At 75.2% G+C, this 5,005-nt stretch carries 5 protein-coding genes; 2 read left to right on the top strand and 3 right to left on the bottom strand.

The features are described from left to right. The first annotated feature begins 164 nt into the window (after window positions 1-164). Window positions 165-890, top strand: coding sequence for a 4'-phosphopantetheinyl transferase superfamily protein (locus tag VGB14_00780; protein HEX9991437.1), 726 nt, complete (start codon window positions 165-167; stop codon window positions 888-890). Between the two features lies 1 nt (window position 891). Here the strand turns inward: VGB14_00780 and VGB14_00775 are convergent, their stop codons facing one another. The 3 genes from VGB14_00775 to VGB14_00765 form a co-directional block, all read right to left on the bottom strand. Continuing rightward, entirely contained in the window at window positions 892-1,041 is a 150-nt protein-coding gene (locus tag VGB14_00775) for a hypothetical protein (GenBank protein HEX9991436.1), read from the bottom strand. A 41-nt stretch (window positions 1,042-1,082) separates the two neighbouring features. Then, window positions 1,083-2,078 (bottom strand): cation diffusion facilitator family transporter, encoded by a 996-nt coding sequence (locus tag VGB14_00770; protein HEX9991435.1) that lies wholly within the window; start codon window positions 2,076-2,078, stop codon window positions 1,083-1,085. A 206-nt stretch (window positions 2,079-2,284) separates the two neighbouring features. Beyond that, window positions 2,285-3,085, bottom strand: a complete 801-nt coding sequence (locus tag VGB14_00765) for a serine/threonine-protein kinase (GenBank protein HEX9991434.1) — start codon at window positions 3,083-3,085, stop codon at window positions 2,285-2,287. A gap of 124 nt (window positions 3,086-3,209) precedes the next feature. On the opposite strand from VGB14_00765, the gene VGB14_00760 reads away from it, so the two are divergent. After that, on the top strand, window positions 3,210-5,005 hold a 1,796-nt coding region (locus VGB14_00760; protein ID HEX9991433.1), incomplete at its 3' end, for a cation:proton antiporter.

Raw genomic sequence — 5,005 nt, 5'->3', positions numbered from 1 at the left:
GGGCGCGGCGCGGTGGTCGCCGTCGGGCGCCGGCGCTGCCTCCCCGACGCCGGGCCGGGCACGGTCGTCACCTCCGACGGCGACGCGCTCCGGCAGGAGGCCGACCGGGTGCTGGCGGCCCCGGCGGCGACGCCGTAGCGGGGACCCCGCCGTCGGTCCTCCTCGTGGTCGAGGAGGTGACGGCGGCCGCCGCCGACGCGGCGACCGCGCTGCTGTCCGGCGGTGAGCGGGCGAGGGTGGCCGCCATCCGCCGCCCGGCCCGGGCCGCCGCCGTCGCCGTGTCGCTCGCCCTCACCCGCCGGGTGCTCGCCGAGGCGACCGGCCGGCCGACGGCCGCCATGGCGTTCACCCGGGCGTGCGCCCGGTGCGGCGACCCCGACCACGGCCGCCCGCGGCTGCTCACCGCCGAGGTCGAGTTCAGCGTGTCGAGGAGCGAGCGGTGGGCGGTGGTGGCGGTCGCGCCCAGGCCGGTGGGCGTCGACGTCGAGGACCCGGGCCGGCCGGTGGCCGCGGGCGACCTGACGCCGGTGCTGTCCCCGGCGGAGCGGCGGTGGGCGGGCCGGCGGGCCGGCGGCGACCTGCTCGGCCTGTGGGTCCTGAAGGAGGCGGCCGGCAAGGCGATGGGGCTCGGCATCGTCGACGCCGACCGCTTCTCCGTGGTGACCGGCCAGGGCGACGACCTCGCCGGATGGCGGCCCGTCGCCGACGCCCCCGACGGCCGGTGGAGCGTCACCCGGGTGGACGCTCCGCCGGCGTCGGTCACCGGCGACGCACCGGCGGCGGTCGTCGCCCCGGACGGCCCGGCCACCCTGGTCGACCCGGGCACGCCGGCCGCCCTGGTCGCCGTGGCCGTCGCCGGCGACCCCCTTCCCGTGCACCTCGCCGGCTGACTCATCGCTCCCCCAGGCGGCGGAGGGCGTCCTCGAGGGCGGCGAGGACGACGAGGGCCGTCTCCCGGTCGAGCGCGGCCGGGTGCAGGGGCGGCAGCATGGCGATCGACCGGCGCAGCCCCTCGACCTCCTCGACGCGCCAGCCGGTCATGGCGCCCGAGCATAGCGAACACATGTTCGATTGTCGAGCCGCTACCAGGCGACCTCGCTGCAGCCCTCGTGGGTCTCCGGCTCGACCTGGAACGTGGCGTGCGCGATCCCGTACCGCTCGACCAGCAGGCTCCTCGCCTGGTCGAGCACGGCGTGGCCGTCGGTGCGGGCGCCGGTCATGAGGTGGGCGGAGGCGACCTCCATCGCCGAGGTGAGGGTCCAGACGTGCACGTCGTGGACGTCGACGACGCCGTCGATGGCCTCGAGGTCCGCCTGGAGGGCGGCGAGGTCGACATCCGGCGGCGCCGACTGGAGCAGCACCCGCAACGCCTGGCCGCCGACGCGCCACGTCCTCGGCAGGATGAAGACGCCGATGGCGGCGCCGACGAGCGGGTCGACGTACCGCCAGCCGGTCGCCTGGATGACGACGGCGGCGACGATGGCGCCGGCCGAGCCCAGCGTGTCGGCCACCACCTCCAGGTACGCGGCGTGGACGTTCAGGCTCTCGCCGGCGCCACTCCGCAGGAGGGCGAACGCCACGAGGTTGACGGCGAGGCCGGCCACGCCGACCACGAGCATCGGCCCGGCGAGGACCTCGGGCGGGTCGGACAGCCGGGTGGCCGCCTCGAAGAGGACGTAGCCGGCGACGCCGACGAGCAGGACGGCGTTGGCCAGCGCGGCCAGGATCTCGAGCCGGTACAGGCCGTAGGTGCGGCCCGGCCGGTGGCCCCCGCTCCTCGCCACCCGGATGGCGGCGAGGGCCATCCCGAGGCCGACGGCGTCGGTGAGGAGGTGACCGGCGTCGGACAGGAGGGCGACGGAGTTGGTGAGGAAGGCGGCGCCCGCCTCGACGAGGAGGAACGACCCCACGAGGGCGAACGCCCAGGCCAGCCGCCCGGCGTGCCGGCCACCGGCGCCGGGCCCGTGGCCGTGGTGGTCGTGGGCGGCGGCGTGCCGTCGGCGGAGGTCGCCGCGGGCCGCGTCCCGGCCGCCGAGATCCTGCGCCGGCGCGTCCGGGCCGCAGCCACCGTCGCGCACCGCGTCCTGACCGCGACCACCGGAATCCTGCGCCGGCGCGTCCGGGCCGCAGCCACCGTCGCGCACCGCCTCCTGATCGCGGCCGCCGTCGCCAGCGGTGAGCCGGCGGCCGTCGCCGTCGTCGTCCCGGGCGGCGTGCCCGCTGCCGTCCGGGTCGGGGCGTGCGCCGTCCTCCGCCGGTCGGGCGTCGCTCGGGCCCACGTCGGTCAGCCGGCGGGGAGGGCCTCGATGCGCTCGGCCAGCTCCGCGGCCGTTCTCGGCCGCTCGGCGGGGTCGGCCGTGAGGCAGGCGGCGATCACGTCCCGCTCGGCCGGGCCGAGGGACGGGTCGACCGTCGGCGCCGTCGTGAGCACCTTCCGCAGCGCGAGGAGCGCGTCCCGGTCGGGCAGCTCGCCGTAGAGCCCCTTCCCCGACAGGACGCGGTGCAGGGAGGCGCCGAGTGACCAGATGTCCGACGCCCGCGACCCGCGCTCGCCCCGCATGAGGCCCGGGTCCATGAACTCGATCGACCCGATCGGGCCCATGCCGGTCACCGACTGGCCGGGGTTCAGGAACTGGGCCAGCCCGAGGTCGGAGAGCTTGGCCCCGCCCTCGTGCACCATGATGTTCGCCGGCTTGATGTCCCGGTGGACCACGCCGGCCTCGTGGAGCACGTGCGCCGCCCGGGCGGCGTCGGCCATGGCCCGCAGGATGTCCGCCCTCGTCAGCGGTCGGGCCGGGTTGGCGAGCGAGCCGAGCTCGAAGTATTCCATCGTGTAGTAGAAGGTGCCGCCCTCCTGGCCGGCGTCATAGAGGCGCACCAGATAGGGCGAACGGACGGCGGCGAACACCCGCAATTCCTTCGTCGCTCGACGGAAGGTGTCGTCCGTGGTGTTGCCGGCGAGCACCTTCACGGCCACGTAGTCGCAGTTGACGGGCAGCCGCGACGGCGGCTTGGCGAGGAAGAACTCGCCGTAATTGCCCTGCCCGAGCGAGCGGATGAACGTGTAGTCGGCGATGCGGTCCATGGAATTTGCTCCCCCGGTGCCTCCGTGCCGACAGCATGCCACGCGGCACGCGATCGCGGCCCCCGCTACGATCCGGCGCCGACGGTGCCGGGGAGGACCGAGGGGAGGCGACGTCATCCTGACCGTGCTGGCCGCGCTCGAGCCCGAGGAGATCGCGGCGTTCGTCCTGCTCGACATCGCCGTGATCATGGTGGTCGCGCGGCTGATGGGCGCCCTCTTCCGGCGGCTCCGTCAGCCGCCCGTCGTCGGCGAGATCCTGGCGGGCATCCTGCTCGGGCCGACTCTGCTCGGCCGGCTGCCGGGCAACCCGACCGACGACCTGTTCCCCCACGAGGTCCGCCCGTTCCTCACGGTGCTCGCGCAGCTCGGCCTCGTGATCTTCATGTTCATCGTCGGGCTGGAGCTCGACATGAAGCTGATCCGGGGCAAGGAACGGGTCGCCGCAGTGATCTCCCTCACGTCGGTCGCGCTGCCGTTCGCGCTCGGCATTCTGCTCGCCACCGCCCTGCACCAGAACCACGACGAGGCGCCCGGCGCTCGCGATTTCCTCCCGTTCGCCCTGTTCATCGGGGCGTCCATGTCGGTGACGGCCTTCCCCGTCCTGGCCCGTATTCTCACCGAACGCGGCATGTACCGGACGGCCATCGGCAGCCTCGCCCTCGCCTGCGCGGCGGTCGACGACATCCTCGCCTGGAGCCTGCTCGCCGTCGTCGTCGCCGTGGTCGAGGCCAGCGGCGTGTGGGACCTGCCGAGGATCCTCGTGCTGTCGACGGCGTTCGTCGCCTTCAGCTTCCTCGTCGTGAAGCCGCAGCTCGCCCGCGTGGCCGCCCGCTACCGGGAGCAGGGGCGGCTGACACCGAACCTGCTCGCCGTCATCCTGGCCGGGATCCTCGTGTCGGCGTTCGTCACCTCCGAGATCGGCATCCACTCGATCTTCGGGGCGTTCCTCTTCGGGGCGATCATGCCGAGGGAGGACACCCACGAGCTGTTCCGGGAGATCCTCGAGCGGCTCGAGCAGGTGAGCGTGCTGCTCCTGCTGCCGGTGTTCTTCATCGCCACCGGGTTCGGCGTGGACGTGGGCGGGCTGACGGCCGGCGACCTCGGCGAGCTCGGCCTGGTCGTGCTGGCCGCCTGCGCCGGCAAGTTCATCGGCGCCGCCGCCGGCGCGAGGGCCCAGGGCATCGCCCCCCGCAAGGCGGCCGCCATCGGCATCCTGATGAACACGCGCGGCCTCACCGAGCTGGTGATCCTGAACATCGGCGTCACCAAGGGCGTGCTGGACGGCGAGCTGTTCACCGTGCTCGTGATCATGGCCGTGCTCACCACGATCGTCACCGAGCCGCTCCTGCGCCTCGTCTACCCGGAGAAGGTGCTGGCGAGGGACGTGGCCGAGGCCGAGCGGGAGGCCCTCGGCCTGCCCCAGGCCTACCGGGCGCTCGTCGTGCTGGACGAGGACGCCGACGGCGAGGCCGGCCTCGACGCGGCCGTGGACCTCGTCGCCGCGGAGTCGCCGTCCGAGGTGGTCCTCAGCCGCTTCCGGCCCTTCCCGACGACGGGGCTCGAGGTCGGCGCCGGGCTGGTGGGCGAGCTCGACCAGCTGACGGCGTCGATGGAGGCGACCAACGCGCTGGTCGGCCGGGCCGCGGCGAGGGGCGTCCGGTGCGTCGTCCTGTCACGGTTCAGCGGCGACGCCGCCGGCGACGCGGTCGCCCAGGCCGACAGCGTGGACGCCGACGTGATCCTGCTCCCCGCCGGCGGGGACGAGGCGCTGGCGGCGGCGGTGCTGGCGACGGCGCCGCGGGCCGTCGTGCGGCGGGACGGGCCGGCGGGGTGGGACGGGCCGGTGGTGGTCCCGATCGGCGAGGGCACGGGGGACGACGCCGCGCTGGCCGTCGCGGTCCGGGTGGCGCGGGGGCGGGG

Source organism: Acidimicrobiales bacterium (assembly GCA_036399815.1).
In the GTDB taxonomy this organism is placed as follows: Bacteria; Actinomycetota; Acidimicrobiia; order Acidimicrobiales; family DASWMK01; genus DASWMK01.
The sequence above is the reverse complement of the archived record's forward strand: the minus strand, read 5'-3'. Positions and strand labels throughout refer to the sequence as shown.